General features: G+C 39.3%; 1 pseudogene. It reads left to right on the top strand.

Features of this window, described 5'->3' with window-relative positions:
• Window positions 1-272 (top strand): annotated as a pseudogene (gene mcrA, locus AC0L3J_RS38085) (5-methylcytosine-specific endonuclease McrA); the annotation flags it as partial.

A 272-nucleotide genomic window follows, 5' to 3' on the forward strand; every position in this document is an offset into this window, starting at 1 on the left:
AAGGAAATTCCTTCCGGCAATAGAACGAAACGAATATTGATAAATGTTCCAGGTATTTATAGTGACAGTTTTTGGGCGTCTATAATACGTGGAGAACTATCAGAGCTTTCACAGCCTACAGATGATGAATCGCTTCTGAATATGAGGGTTAGTAAATTAATTAAGAAAACGTTGAGTCAACCCGAGGGCTCCAGGAAACCAGTTGAGGTAGAAAGACTACAAAAAGTTTATGTCCGAGACCCGATGGTAAAAGCTTGGATTTTACAGCAAAG

It is taken from the genome of Bradyrhizobium sp. Kon37, from assembly GCF_055807535.1.